Source organism: Sphingopyxis sp., assembly GCF_050725615.1.
Lineage (GTDB): Bacteria > Pseudomonadota > Alphaproteobacteria > Sphingomonadales > Sphingomonadaceae > Sphingopyxis.
In genome coordinates this window covers 26,285-39,103 of sequence record NZ_JBOHHU010000011.1, presented here as the reverse complement: position 1 = coordinate 39,103, position 12,819 = coordinate 26,285, and the positions used below count along the sequence as shown (strand labels likewise).

General features: G+C 65.4%; 11 protein-coding genes. 7 read left to right on the top strand and 4 right to left on the bottom strand.

What is annotated here, in order from left to right; all coding sequences use genetic code 11:
* Positions 1 to 80: 80 nt before the first annotated feature.
* The 5 genes from cysD to ACREB7_RS04225 all read left to right on the top strand — a co-directional run bounded on the left by cysD (position 81) and on the right by ACREB7_RS04225 (position 5,347).
* Complete coding sequence (gene cysD, locus ACREB7_RS04245) at positions 81 to 986, top strand: sulfate adenylyltransferase subunit CysD (RefSeq protein ID WP_431591049.1); 906 nt, start codon at positions 81 to 83, stop codon at positions 984 to 986.
* Positions 986 to 2,902 carry a sulfate adenylyltransferase subunit CysN gene (gene cysN, locus ACREB7_RS04240; protein WP_431591048.1) on the top strand — a complete coding sequence of 639 codons (1,917 nt, stop codon included), beginning with the start codon at positions 986 to 988 and terminating at the stop codon, positions 2,900 to 2,902. The genes cysD and cysN overlap by 1 nt, the downstream gene beginning before the upstream one ends.
* 3 nt (positions 2,903 to 2,905) lie before the next feature.
* Positions 2,906 to 3,184, top strand: a complete 279-nt coding sequence (locus tag ACREB7_RS04235; protein ID WP_431591047.1) for a DUF2061 domain-containing protein — start codon at positions 2,906 to 2,908, stop codon at positions 3,182 to 3,184.
* On the top strand, positions 3,156 to 3,920 hold the full coding sequence (locus ACREB7_RS04230; protein ID WP_431591046.1) for a 3'(2'),5'-bisphosphate nucleotidase CysQ: 765 nt from the start codon (positions 3,156 to 3,158) through the stop codon (positions 3,918 to 3,920). Before ACREB7_RS04235 ends, ACREB7_RS04230 begins: the two co-directional genes overlap by 29 nt.
* A 296-nt stretch (positions 3,921 to 4,216) precedes the next feature.
* Positions 4,217 to 5,347 carry a zinc-binding dehydrogenase gene (locus tag ACREB7_RS04225; RefSeq protein WP_431591045.1) on the top strand — a complete coding sequence of 377 codons (1,131 nt, stop codon included), beginning with the start codon at positions 4,217 to 4,219 and terminating at the stop codon, positions 5,345 to 5,347.
* Positions 5,348 to 5,624: 277 nt separating this feature from the next.
* Here the strand turns inward: ACREB7_RS04225 and ACREB7_RS04220 are convergent, their stop codons facing one another.
* The 4 genes from ACREB7_RS04220 to ACREB7_RS04205 all read right to left on the bottom strand — a co-directional run bounded on the left by ACREB7_RS04220 (position 5,625) and on the right by ACREB7_RS04205 (position 9,839).
* Positions 5,625 to 6,749: a cell wall hydrolase gene (locus ACREB7_RS04220; protein ID WP_431591044.1), complete on the bottom strand. Its 1,125-nt coding sequence runs from the start codon at positions 6,747 to 6,749 to the stop codon at positions 5,625 to 5,627.
* 42 nt (positions 6,750 to 6,791) lie between these two features.
* Positions 6,792 to 7,712 (bottom strand): cysteine synthase A, encoded by a 921-nt coding sequence (gene cysK, locus ACREB7_RS04215; protein ID WP_431591043.1) that lies wholly within the window; start codon positions 7,710 to 7,712, stop codon positions 6,792 to 6,794.
* The gene (locus tag ACREB7_RS04210) at positions 7,709 to 8,377 is read right to left on the bottom strand and encodes an RBBP9/YdeN family alpha/beta hydrolase (protein WP_431591042.1); all 669 of its coding nucleotides are present in this window, start codon (positions 8,375 to 8,377) and stop codon (positions 7,709 to 7,711) included. The genes cysK and ACREB7_RS04210 overlap by 4 nt, the downstream gene beginning before the upstream one ends.
* Before the next feature lie 151 nt (positions 8,378 to 8,528).
* Positions 8,529 to 9,839, bottom strand: coding sequence for an MFS transporter (locus tag ACREB7_RS04205; protein WP_431591041.1), 1,311 nt, complete (start codon positions 9,837 to 9,839; stop codon positions 8,529 to 8,531).
* A gap of 129 nt (positions 9,840 to 9,968) precedes the next feature.
* Here ACREB7_RS04205 and ACREB7_RS04200 point away from each other — a divergent pair, with 129 nt between their 5' ends.
* The gene (locus ACREB7_RS04200; protein ID WP_431591040.1) at positions 9,969 to 11,696 is read left to right on the top strand and encodes a DUF885 domain-containing protein; all 1,728 of its coding nucleotides are present in this window, start codon (positions 9,969 to 9,971) and stop codon (positions 11,694 to 11,696) included.
* Between the two features lie 83 nt (positions 11,697 to 11,779).
* Positions 11,780 to 12,808, top strand: a complete 1,029-nt coding sequence (locus tag ACREB7_RS04195; RefSeq protein WP_431591039.1) for a glycosyltransferase family 2 protein — start codon at positions 11,780 to 11,782, stop codon at positions 12,806 to 12,808.
* The last annotated feature ends 11 nt before the right edge of the window (positions 12,809 to 12,819 follow it).

Sequence of the window (12,819 nt, the reverse complement as noted above, 5' to 3'; positions counted from 1 at the left end):
GGGATGCACAAGCCAGACTATTATGCCGAAAAGCCCATAGTGCTTGCTTGGCGACCCGGGCAGCGGCAATGGGCATGACCATGACGACCAATCTGACGCATCTCGACCGGCTCGAGGCCGAGAGCCTCCATATCATGCGCGAAGTGATGGCCGACGCGGCGAAGCCGGTGATGCTGTACAGCGTCGGCAAGGACAGCGCGGTGATGCTGCATCTGGCGCGCAAGGCCTTTTATCCGTCGCCGCCGCCCTTTCCGTTGCTGCACGTCGATACGACCTGGAAGTTCCGCGACATGTATGCGCTGCGCGACCGCATGGCGGCGGAGTCAGGCATGGACCTCATCGTCTATCAGAACCCGGAGGCGAAGGAGCGCGGGATCAACCCGTTCGACCATGGACCGCTGCACACCGACATGTGGAAGACCGAAGGGCTGAAGCAGGCGCTCGACCTCCATGGCTTCGACGTCGCCTTCGGTGGGGCGCGGCGCGATGAGGAAAAGAGCCGCGCGAAGGAACGCATCTTCTCTTTCCGCACCGCCAGCCATGGCTGGGATCCGAAGCGTCAGCGGCCCGAGCTATGGAACCTCTATAATGCCCGCAAGGCGAAGGGCGAGAGCATCCGGGTCTTCCCGATCTCGAACTGGACCGAACTCGACATCTGGCAATATATCGCGCGCGAGAACATCCCGATCGTGCCGCTCTATTTCGCCGCGCCGCGCCCGACGGTGGAGCGCGACGGGCTGTTGCTGATGGTCGACGACGAGCGTTTCCCGCTGCGCGACGGCGAGGTCCCCGTCGATCGCTCGATCCGCTTCCGTACGCTCGGCTGCTACCCGCTCACCGGCGCGGTCGAGAGTGAGGCGACGACGCTGAGCGAGGTGATCCAGGAGATGCTGCTGACCACCACCAGCGAGCGGCAGGGCCGGGCGATCGACAAGGATGGCGGCGATGCGTCGATGGAGAAGAAGAAGCAGGAGGGGTATTTCTGATGCCAAATACCCCGGACTCTCCTGTTTACGTCACCGACGCCCTGATCGCCGAGGATATCGACGCCTATCTCGCGCAGCATCAGCAAAAGTCGCTGCTGCGCTTCATCACCTGCGGCTCGGTCGACGACGGCAAGTCGACGCTGATCGGGCGGTTGCTCTATGACTCGAAGATGATCTTCGAGGATCAGCTCGCCGCGCTCGAAGCCGACAGCAAGCGCGTCGGCACACAGGGGCAGGAGATCGACTTCGCGCTTTTGGTCGACGGTCTCGCCGCCGAGCGCGAACAGGGGATCACGATCGACGTCGCCTACCGCTTTTTCACGACCGAGAAGCGCAAGTTCATCGTCGCCGACACCCCGGGGCATGAGCAATACACGCGCAACATGGTCACCGGCGCCTCGACTGCCGACCTCGCGGTCATCCTGATCGACGCGCGCAAGGGGGTGCTGACGCAGACGCGGCGGCACTCCTATCTCGCGCACCTCATCGGCGTGCGGCACATCGTGCTCGCGGTGAACAAGATGGACCTCGTCGGGTATGACAAGGCGATCTTCGAGCGCATCCTGCTGTCGTACCGTGCGTTCGCGACCGAGATCGGCATCACCCAGTTCACCGCGATCCCGATTTCGGGGTTCAAGGGCGACAATATCACGACGCGGTCGGCGAATACGCCCTGGTACAAGGGGCCGGTGCTGGTCGAGCATCTGGAAGCTGTCGAAGTTGCCGCGCAGCATGAGGTCGAAAAGCCGTTTCGGATGTCGGTTCAATGGGTTAACCGGCCGAACCTTGATTTCAGGGGCTTTTCGGGGCTGATCGCGGGCGGATCGGTGAAGCCGGGCGATGCGGTGCGGGTGCTGCCGAGCGGCAAGACCACCACGATCAGCCGGATTGTCACGCTCGATCAGGACCTTGACGAGGCGGTCGCGGGGCAGTCGGTGACGCTCTGCTTCGCCGACGAGGTCGATTGTTCGCGCGGCGATGTGATCGCGGCGGCCGAGGCGCCGCCCGAAGTGGCCGACCAGTTTGAGGCGACGCTGGTCTGGATGGCCGACGAGGCGATGATTCCGGGGCGCTCCTATTGGCTGAAGCTGGCGACGCAGAGCGTCTCGGCGACGGTCCAGCCGCCCAAATATGAAGTCAATGTCAACACGATGGAGCATCTGGCGGCGAAGACGCTCGAGCTCAACGGCATCGGGGTGGTCGAGCTGACCACCGACAAGCCGCTCGTGTTCGAGGCGTACAGCAACAACCGCACTTTGGGCGGCTTCATCTTGATCGACAAGCTGACCAATGCGACGGTCGCGGCGGGCATGCTGCACTTCAGCCTGCGCCGCGCGCAGAATGTCCATTGGCAGGCGCTCGACATCAGCCGCGAGGCGCATGCGGGGCTCAAGAACCAGAAGCCCGCCGTGCTGTGGTTCACCGGCCTGTCGGGATCGGGCAAGTCGACGATCGCCAATCTGGTCGAGAAGAAGCTGCACCGGATGAACCGGCACACCTTCCTGCTCGACGGTGACAACGTCCGGCACGGGCTGAACAAGGACCTCGGCTTTACCGAGGCCGACCGCATCGAGAATATCCGCCGCGTCGGCGAGGTCGCGCGGCTGATGACCGACGCCGGACTGATCGTCATCACCGCGTTCATCAGCCCGTTCAAGGCCGAACGCGACATGGTGCGCGCGATGCTGCCCGAGGGCGAGTTCGTCGAAATCTTCATCGACACCCCGCTCGCCGAAGCCGAACTCCGCGACGTCAAAGGGCTCTACAAAAAGGCGCGCAGCGGCCAGCTCAAGAATTTCACCGGCATCGACAGCCCCTATGAGGCGCCCGAAAATGCCGAAATTCGCATCGACACCACCACGATGACCCCCGAAGCGGCCGCCGAGCTGATCGTCGATCATTTGTTGGGGGGATAGGCGATGCTGCTGTTCCGGGGCCGCGAGGCGCATAGCCGGTCGTTGGCCAAGGCGATCAGCTGGCGCACCCTGGGCAGCATCGACACCTTCGTCCTCAGCTATCTTTTCACCGCCAACGTCAAAGCGGCGGGCGCGATCGCGGGCACCGAGGTGCTGACCAAGATGCTGCTTTATTATTTGCACGAACGCGCCTGGAGCCGCATCAGCTGGGGCATGGACAAGGGGACGCCGGCCAAGGGCGGACCCGAACAGAATGAAAGCATCATTTCCGATCATGGCTGAAAGCGACGAACAACTGGCGCAGCGGCTCGCCACGGCGGCGGGGCAAATCCTGCGCGACCTGCAGGCGTCGGGCGAGTTTGCCGACAAGGCGCTCGGCAAGGCCGGCGACGCGCGCGCCAATGCGATGCTGATGCACGAACTGCGCGCCGCGCGGCCCGACGACGCGATCCTGTCCGAAGAGGAAAAGGACAATGTCATCCGGTGCGAGAGCAGCCGCGCGTGGATCGTCGATCCGCTCGACGGCACCCGCGAATATAGCGAGGGCCGCAGCGACTGGGCGGTGCATGTCGCGCTGGCGATCGACGGCGTGCCGACGGTGGGCGCGGTGGCGCTTCCGGGACTGGGGCTGACCCTGACGTCGGGGTCGCCGCAGCCGCTCGAACCCGCCAATGTGCCGCCGAAGATGCTCGTCAGCCGCACCCGGCCCGCCGCCGAGGCGGTGTTCGTCGCGGAGAAGATCGGCGCCGAGCTGTTGGCGATGGGCTCGGCGGGCGCCAAGGCGATGGCGGTGGTGCGCGGCGAGGCCGACATCTATCTGCACACCGGCGGCCAATATGAATGGGACAATTGCGCGCCTGCGGCGGTCGCGATGGCGGCCGGGCTGCACGTCAGCCGCGTCGATGGTTCGCCGCTCGTCTATAATTGCGCGAACCCCTATCTGCCCGATCTGCTGATCTGCCGGAAGGAGTTCGCTGCGGACGCGTTGCGGCTGGCGGCGGAATATTCGCCAGAATAAGCCCCAATTCCATTTTCGGGCGACGATGCCGGATATCTGGCTTTTAAAGGTTTCACGCAGAGGACGCGGAGGTAGCAGAGACCGCAGAGATATGGATTCACGCGGAGGCGCGGAGACCCGGAGGGATGGGGAGTTGATTGGCCGCTTTGCCGCCCCTTTTCTTTCTCCTCTGCGGTCTCTCCTATCTCGGCGTCCTCTGCGTGAAACCCTTTCTTCAGCCGAGGTTGTTGCCAGCCGCCACCCACGCGCCTATTTCGGTTGCATCCGAAAACCAAAAGCCATTGGAGAGCGCCGCGATGACCGACCTGCCAGCCACCAACCTGACCATGCTGACCCTCGTCAAGCCCGAGGGCGAGCTGGAGGTGTCGTTCGAACGCCGCCCGATGCCCGAGCCTGCGCCGCATGAGGTGCTGGTCAAGATCCTGGCGACCCCGATCAATCCGTCGGACCTCGGCTTGCTGTTCGGCGGCGCCGACATGTCGACTGCGCGGGCGTCGGAGCGCGACGGGCTGCCGGTGATCACCGCCGACATTCCGCCCGCCGGGATGCGCGCGATGACGGGCCGGGTCGGCGATGCGCTGGCAATCGGCAACGAAGGCTGCGGCGTCGTCGTCAAGGCGGGGTCGGCGCCCGAGGCGCAGGCGCTGCTCGGCAAGACGGTCGCGCTGATCGGCGGCGAAATCTATGCCGAATATCGCTGCCTGCCCGCGATGATGTGCATGGTCCTGCCCGACGGCACCGAGCCCGCCGACGGCGCATCCTGCTTCGTCAATCCGCTGACCTCGCTCGCCTTTACCGAGACGATGAAGGCCGAGGGGCATAGCGCGATCGTTCACACCGCCGCGGCGTCGAACCTGGGCCAGATGCTGGTCAAGATCTGCGCCAAGGATGGCATCCCGCTGGTCAATATCGTGCGCAGCGATGCGCAGGTCGCCATTTTGAAGGGCATCGGCGCGACGCATATCGTCAACAGCAGCGCCGATGATTTCGTCGAGCAACTGACCGCCGCGCTGGTCGAGACCGGCGCAACGCTCGGCTTCGATGCGATCGGCGGCGGCAAGCTGGCGGGACAGATCTTGTCGGCGATGGAAGTCGCGGCGGTGAAGCGGATGACGACCTACAGCCGCTATGGCTCGGACACGTTCAAGCAGGTCTATATCTATGGCGCGCTCGACCTCGGGCCGACGGTGCTCAATCGCAGCTTCGGGCTGACCTGGTCGCTGTCGGGCTTCCTGCTCACGCCCTTCCTGCAGAAGGCGGGCATGGAGACCAATTTGCGGCTGCGGAAGCGTGTGGTCGACGAGCTGACGACGACCTTCAAGAGCCATTACAGCCACGAGATTTCGCTGGTCGAGGCGCTGAACCTCGACACCGCGCATGCGTATAACGCCAAGCGGACGGGCGAGAAATATCTGATCCGGCCGTAAACTATTAGAATAGTTGCGCAGAGCGCAGAGCGCAGAGACGCCGAGAAGAGGGATTTCCTCTCTGCGATCTCTGCGCCTCTGCGCGCATTCATTTCACATGAGGCAATTCGGTCGCTTTAGGCGAAACGCGACGCTCGCATAATCCACCTCCGTCACCCCGGGCTTGACCCGGGGGCTGCCTTGTCTTTGATCCGGCGGCGACAGAAGGAAGGCGGGCCCCGGGTCAAGCCCGGGATGACGACCAAACAAACGGCAGCTTCCCACCCCAAGGCCGCCATCACCTTTTCATGCACTGCCGCGCATCGTCGCGCTTATATTCGGTGCAGTTCCACAGCGCCTTTTCGAACCCCGCCTTGTCGTCGCGGAGGTAGGAGAAGGTCATCGCGGAACGCTGCATGTCGTTCATCGCTTCGCTCTCGGGCTTCAGCGTCGGGTTGGTCCAGCCCATGAATTTACAATATTCGCGGGTGCCGCAGAGCCGCAGCGCGAGGGTGACGAAGCTTTCGGGGGTCGCCTTGCGGTCGAGCGTTATGGTGATCGTCTCGCGCCCGCCCGAGGTCACCTGGCCCGGAATCGCGCCGCCGGTGATGCGCGCTTCGCCCGCCGCAGGGTCGACATCGATGGCGGCGAGTTCGGCGGGAAGACCGGCCATATGCAAGGGCGACAGCGCCGCCATCTTGGCGACGGGCGCCTCGACCCCCGCGACATTGCCGCGGAACGCCCCCGGAGTGCCCCAATAGCCCGGCCAGCGGAAAAACAGATGCGTGTCGACGATCGCGATCTTCTCGAGGCTGTCGCTCCAATAGGGACGCACCCAGTCGGTGTGATAATGCGTCGCCAGTCCGACGCGCGGGTCGACGCCGCCCGACAGGATGATCTCCGCATTCACTTGCGCCCGCGTCCACGCTGCGTCCGAATAGCGGCGGGCGAGGGCGCCGTCGCAGGTGAAGGTGAACTGGCAGCCGGTGACGCGTTCGGCCCCCTGGAACACGACGTTGCAGATCGATTTGGGGAAGGCCGGGTGGCGGACGCGGTTGATGATGACCTGTCCGACCGCGCGCTGGCCGCCGCTGTCGTCGCCCGCCTCATAGAGCATCGCGGCGGCGAGGCAGTCGCGCGCGCGGCCGCGATTGTCGGCGTCGCCGCCATAGATGAACGGCCGCGCCGCGACGAAGCCCTTGGTGACCAGCGCGATCTTCGCATTGGCGGCGCGGGCGTCGTCCTCGGTCACCGGCGCCAGTTCCATCGGCAGCACTTCGGGGATCGTGTTCGCGGGCGGGGCCGGCGGCGGGAGCGTGACGCTATAGCTCGCCGGACCGCTGAGGCTGCTCGCATAGAGCACCGCAATGATCGCGCCGACCGCCAGCAGCGCGAACAGCCATGCCGACCGGTCGCGCCACAATGGCGTCGTCTCCCTGGGCGCTCCCAACGCCATGATGAAGGGTCAGATTTCCGGGAGGAAATCGGGGACCGAGAGGTAGCGCTCGCCGGTGTCGTAGTTGAAGCCGAGCACGCGGCTGCCCGCAGGAAGTTCGGCGAGCTTCTGCGCGATCGCGGCGAGGGTGGCGCCCGACGAGATGCCGACGAGCATGCCTTCCTCGGTCGCCGAGCGACGCGCATAGTCCTTGGCGTCGGCGGCATCGACCTTGATCACCCCGTCGAGCAGGTCGGTGTGCAGGTTGCGCGGGATGAAGCCGGCGCCGATGCCCTGGATCGGGTGCGGCGCGGGCTGGCCGCCCGAGATGACCGGCGAGGCGAGCGGCTCGACCGCGAACACTTTGAGGTTCGGCCAATGGGCTTTCAGGAACTGCGCGACGCCGGTGATGTGGCCGCCGGTGCCGACCCCGGTGACGATCGCATCGATCGGGGTGTCGGCAAAATCGGCGAGGATTTCGGGGCCGGTGGTGCGGACATGGACGTCGATATTGGCTTCATTTTCGAACTGTTGCGGCATCCAGGCGCCGGGGGTGGTCTCGACCAGTTCGATCGCGCGCTCGATCGCGCCCTTCATGCCCTTTTCGCGCGGCGTCAGGTCGAAGGTCGCGCCATAGGCGAGCATCAGGCGGCGGCGTTCGAGCGACATGCTCTCGGGCATGACGAGGACGAGCTTGTAACCCTTGACCGCGGCGGCCATCGCGAGGCCGATGCCGGTGTTGCCCGACGTCGGCTCGACGATGGTGCCGCCGGCCTTGAGGCTGCCGTCGGCTTCGGCCGCCTCGATCATCGCGAGGCCGATTCGATCCTTGATCGACCCGCCCGGGTTGCTGCGTTCCGACTTCACCCAGACTTCGGCGTCGGGGAACAGCTTGGCGACCCGGATATGCGGGGTGTTGCCGATGGTATCGAGGATCGAATTGGCTTTCATGGTCGGTATGCACTTTCCTTGACGTCGAAGCGCGGATCGCGGCGGACCCGGTTGGGCCAGTCGCCCGCCCGGACCCAGAGCTTTTCATCGGCCAGGTCGGGCACCGGCGCGGGTTGTAACGAGGCGAGCAGATACTGTCCATAAGGCCAATCGGCGACCCCCGAATCGGCGTTGATATGCCCGAAGGGTCCGGCGTTGACGAAGCGCGCGTCCCATTGCCGCGACAGCCGCCAGACGTGCGACGTCTTGGCATAGGGATCATTGTCGCTGGCGACGACGGTGATCGGGGTGCGCGAGGTGAAGGCGGGGGCGTCGGTGAAGCCGGCGACGCGGCTGTCGCGGCGCAGATCGCCGAGGTCGGGCGGCGCGACGAGCAGCGCCCCGGCGACGCGGGCGCGGGCGACGCCGCCGGCATGGGCGAACCAGTGCGCAAAGGCATGGCAGCCAAGGCTGTGCGCGGCGATCAGCACCGGTTCGTCCTCGGCGGCGATCGCGTCGGCGATCCGCTCGACCCATTGGTCCTTGTCCGGGGCGGTCCAATCGCCGAGGTCGATTCGCTCGCAGTCGGCGAATTTATGTTCCCACAGGCTCTGCCAGTGGCGCGGGCCGCTGTTGTCGAGGCCCGGAATCGTCAGGATTTTGTGACGTATCAGCGTGGTGTGCATCTTTCGGATCTCCATCGGATGAAGGAAGGAAACCGCGGTGACGGGTGCAACCGAGATAATTCAACTAAATAAATTGACAATCACTTTGTGGCGAAAGGAAGGCCGATTGCGACGAGTTGATTTCGCGCTTTCGGACGGGCGCTGAAATGCGTCAGCCGGCCTGTTTGAACTGCGGTTCAAAGGTGTGCGCGCGGCGCAGCTCGGGGAAGATCCAGGCCCACAGCGCGGTGACGCCGATCGCCGCCGCGCCGCCGAAGACGACGGCGAAAACGGGTCCGAAGGCGGCCGCCATCGACCCCGCGCGCATCTCGCCCAGCTCGTTCGACGCCGAGATTGCGAGCCCCGACACCGCGCTGACGCGGCCGCGCATATGGTCGGGGGTGTTGAGCTGGATCAGCGTGCCACGCACGAAGACCGAGAACATGTCGGCGGCGCCGAGCAGCGCGAGCATCGCCAGCGAGAGGAACAGGTTCGTCGACAGGCCGAAGGCCATGGTTGCGGCGCCGAAGACGACCACCGCCCACAGCATCTTGACCCCGACGTTGCGCTCGATCGGGCGCCAGGCGAGGCCGAGCGCGACGACGGCGGCGCCCACGGCGGGCGCGGCGCGCAGGAAGCCGAGGCCTTCGGATCCGGTCATCAGGATATCGCGGGCATAGACCGGCAGCATCGCGGTCGCCCCCGACAGGATCACCGCGAACAGGTCGAGCGTGATCGTGCCGAGCAGGAAGCGCTCGCGCCAGGTGAATTGCAGGCCGTCGAGCATTTCGCGCAACGGGTGGCGGCGGACCTCGGTCGGCGGCGGCAGCACGGGGCGGACGCGGCTGATCGTGAAGGCCGAGATGGCGAGCAGGATCGCCGCGAACACATAGACCGACGCCGGATGCGCGGCGTAGATCAGCCCGCCGGCGGCGGGGCCGATGACCGAGGCCGACTGCCAGGCGATGCTGCTCATCGCGATGGCGCGCGGCAGCACGGCGGGCGGCACGATATTGGGGGCGATCGCGCTCATCGCCGGCCCCGAAAAGACGCGCGCGACGCCGTGCAGCGCGGCGAGGCCGAAGAGCAGGGGCAGGGTGAGCCCGCCGGTCCAGGTGAACCAGCCGAGCATCGCGGCGATGCTGAGGTCGATGAGGTTCGAGAAGATGGCGACGCTGCGCCGCTCGAAGCGATCGGCGACCCAGCCCGCGACGGGGGTCAGGACGGCGAGGGGGACGAACTGGAACAGCCCGAGCAGCCCGAGCTGGAACGACGCCTCCTTGATCGACATGCCATAGTCGGTGCGCGCGGTGTCATAGAGCTGATAGCCGAGCACGACGACCATCGCGATCGTCGCCATCACCGCCGTGAAGCGCGCGAGCCAATAATAGCGATAATCGGGAAAGCTCAGCGGTGACGGGGCGGGGGAGGCCGGGGCCGGCATCGCGGGTTCATCGGCATCGGGGGGGAGGATCGTCGCCATTGCGTCCCGCCCTAGACGGCTTTTCGTCGCTGTCCAGACCGCATAGGTCTGCCGTTCGTCGATAAATGCGTGTCACCCACCCGTCCGGGTGGCAGAAGCCCCGCCATCACCATCGGGGAGATGTACGATATGACTCGCAAATTCGCCCGCTTCGGCGGCGCGGCCATGGCTGCGTCGCTGCTTTTGCTCACCGCCTGCAATGCCTCGGACAACAAGTCGGCCACCGCATCGACGTCGAGCGCCAAGACCTGGACCGAGTTCCGCGACAATTTCCTCAAGGGCTATTTCCCGCTCAACCCGAATTTCGCGGTCTATCAGGGCAAGCATGAATTTGACGGGCAATTGCCCGACTGGTCGCCAGGTGGGCTCGAGGCGCAGGCCGCCTATCTGGAAAAGACCATCGCCGAAGCCAAGGCGCTCGATATCGAGATGACCGATGCCGAGAAGTTCGAGCGCGACTATCTGATCCATGTCGCGCAGGGCCAGCTCTTCTTCCTGCGCGACACCGATTTTGCGCAGAAGAATCCCGCCTTCTATGTCGGCGGGCTCGATCCCAACGTCTATATCGCGCGGCCCTATGCCGATGCCGAGACGCGGATGAAGGCGTTTATCCAATATGCCGAAAAAGTCCCGACGGCCGCCGCGCAGATCAAGGCGAACCTCAAACTGCCGCTGCCGGCGACCTTCGTGAAATATGGCTCGGCGGGCTTCGGCGGTTTTGCCGATTATTATACCGGCGACGCCAAAAAGGCCTTTGCCGAGGTCAAGGATCCGGCGCTGCAGAAGCAGTTCGACGATGTCGCGGCAAAGGCGGCGGCGGCGATGAAGGACCTCGCCGCCTATGTTGAATCCAAGCCCGGAACCCCCGACGGCTATGCGCTCGGCGCCGACAGATTCGCGAAGATGATCCTGACCAACGAGGGCGTCGACACCCCGCTCGCCGAGCTTGAGGCCGTCGGACAGGCCGACCTCAAGCGCAATCAGGACGCGCTGAAGGCGGCGTGCGCGACCTATGCCGCCGGCATGACGATCGCCGACTGCATGGCCAAGATGAACGCCGACAAGCCGGCCGATGGCCCCGTCGCCGAGGCGCGGCGCCAACTGCCGATCCTGCGCGCCTTCCTCGTCGAAAAGGACCTCGTCACCATCCCCGGCACCGAACAGGCGCAGGTCGAGGAATCGCCGCCCTACAACCGGCAGAACGCCGCCTATATCGACATTCCGGGACCGTATGAAAAAGGCCTGCCGTCGGTCTATTATATCTCGCCGCCCGACCCGAGCTGGGATCAGGCGACGCGCGACGGCTTCGTTCCCGGCAAGAAGGACCTGCTCTTCACCTCGGTGCACGAAGTGTGGCCGGGCCACTTCCTGAACTTCCTCCACTCGAACCGCGCCGAAAGCATCTTCGGCAAATTGTTCGTCGGCTATGCCTTTGCCGAGGGCTGGGCGCATTATAGCGAGGAAATGATGTGGGACGCCGGGCTGAACAACGGCGATCCCGAGACGCATATCGGCCAGTTGTCGAACGCCCTGCTGCGCGACTGCCGCTACCTGTCGGCGATCGGCCTGCACACCAAGGGCATGACCGTCGCCGAGTCCGAAAAGCTGTTCAAGGAACAATGCTATCAGGACGAGGGCAATGCCCGGCAACAGGCGGCGCGCGGCACCTATGATCCGGCCTATCTCAACTACACGATGGGCAAGCTGATGATCCGCAAGCTGCGCGACGACTGGACAAAAGGCGACAAGACGAAGTGGAAGTCCTTCCACGACGAATTCCTGTCCTATGGCGGCCCGCCGATCCCGATGGTGCGCGCGGCGATGATGAAGGAAGAAACGCCCAAGGCCGTCTTCTGACGCCAAACCGCCACCGAAGCCGGTAGCTATCGGTCGCAGGCCTGCTAAGAGGCCTGCGACCGTCGCTGCTGGAAAGCCTGATCATGCCCGCATCGCGCCTGAGCGTGATCATGCCGATGCACAATGCCGCGCCCTTCGTCGGCATGGCGATCGATTCCATCCTGACCCAGACGATGGGCGATTTCATCTTTTACATCGTCGACGACGGATCGACCGACGGGTCGGGCGAGATTGCGACGGCAAAGGCGGCGGGCGATCCGCGCATCCATTTGATCCGGCAGGAAAACAGCGGCATCGTCGCCAGCCTCAACCGCATGTTGGCGCTGGTCGATACGCCGTTCGTCGCGCGGATGGACGCCGACGATGTGGCGCTGCCGCTGCGCTTTGAAAGGCAGTTGGCGCGTCTGGAAGCGGAGCCGTCGCTGGCGGCGCTGGGCACGCAATTCATCGAGATCGCCGCCGACGGGCATATCCTCGATGCGCAATATCGCCAGCCGACCGGCGCCGCGACGATCCGCGCCGAACTCGCGCATCGCCAGCCGATCGCCAACCCGACCGCGATGTTCCGCACCGCCGCGCTGCGCGAGGCCGGCCTGTACCGGCAGGCGTTCCGGCACTGCGAGGATTATGACCTGTTCCTGCGCCTGACTGAGATCGCGGATATCGACAATCTGCCCGATGTGCTGTTCCACTATCGCCGCTCGCCGGGGCAGATGAGCGTGCTCAACAATGCGCCGCAGACGCGGCAGGCGGCCTATGCGCGGCTCGCCCACGATGAGCGCATGGCCGGGCGGCGCGACCCGTTCGACGGGCTCGACAACCTGCCGCCGACCGCCGATCTCGATGCGCTGCTTGGCCAGCCGGGCGTCGGCGCGCGGCTGGAGGCGGCGATATTGACCGAGCTGCGCTATGGGGTCGGCACGATGGGCGACGCCGAGTTCGCCGATTATTGCGCGCGCGTCGCCGACGGGATTGCGGTCACCGGCGGCGGGCGGGCGGTGCTGCGCTGCCTGGCCGGCGCGCGCTTCGACCGCGCCGCGCGGCTGGCCTTCGCCCTGCTGCGCCGCCCGGCGGGGCAGCGAAGGCTGGCGAATCGATCCGCGCGCGACTAGCCTGACCCCAA

Coding starts and splice junctions, on each gene's coding strand:
- cysD (WP_431591049.1), top strand. CDS start 81: ATGACGACCAATCTGACGCATCTCGACCGGCTCGAGGCCGAGAGCCTC.
- cysN (WP_431591048.1), top strand. CDS start 986: ATGCCAAATACCCCGGACTCTCCTGTTTACGTCACCGACGCCCTGATC.
- ACREB7_RS04235 (WP_431591047.1), top strand. CDS start 2,906: ATGCTGCTGTTCCGGGGCCGCGAGGCGCATAGCCGGTCGTTGGCCAAG.
- ACREB7_RS04230 (WP_431591046.1), top strand. CDS start 3,156: ATGAAAGCATCATTTCCGATCATGGCTGAAAGCGACGAACAACTGGCG.
- ACREB7_RS04225 (WP_431591045.1), top strand. CDS start 4,217: ATGACCGACCTGCCAGCCACCAACCTGACCATGCTGACCCTCGTCAAG.
- cysK (WP_431591043.1), bottom strand. CDS start 7,712: ATGAAAGCCAATTCGATCCTCGATACCATCGGCAACACCCCGCATATC.
- ACREB7_RS04210 (WP_431591042.1), bottom strand. CDS start 8,377: ATGCACACCACGCTGATACGTCACAAAATCCTGACGATTCCGGGCCTC.
- ACREB7_RS04205 (WP_431591041.1), bottom strand. CDS start 9,839: ATGGCGACGATCCTCCCCCCCGATGCCGATGAACCCGCGATGCCGGCC.
- ACREB7_RS04200 (WP_431591040.1), top strand. CDS start 9,969: ATGACTCGCAAATTCGCCCGCTTCGGCGGCGCGGCCATGGCTGCGTCG.
- ACREB7_RS04195 (WP_431591039.1), top strand. CDS start 11,780: ATGCCCGCATCGCGCCTGAGCGTGATCATGCCGATGCACAATGCCGCG.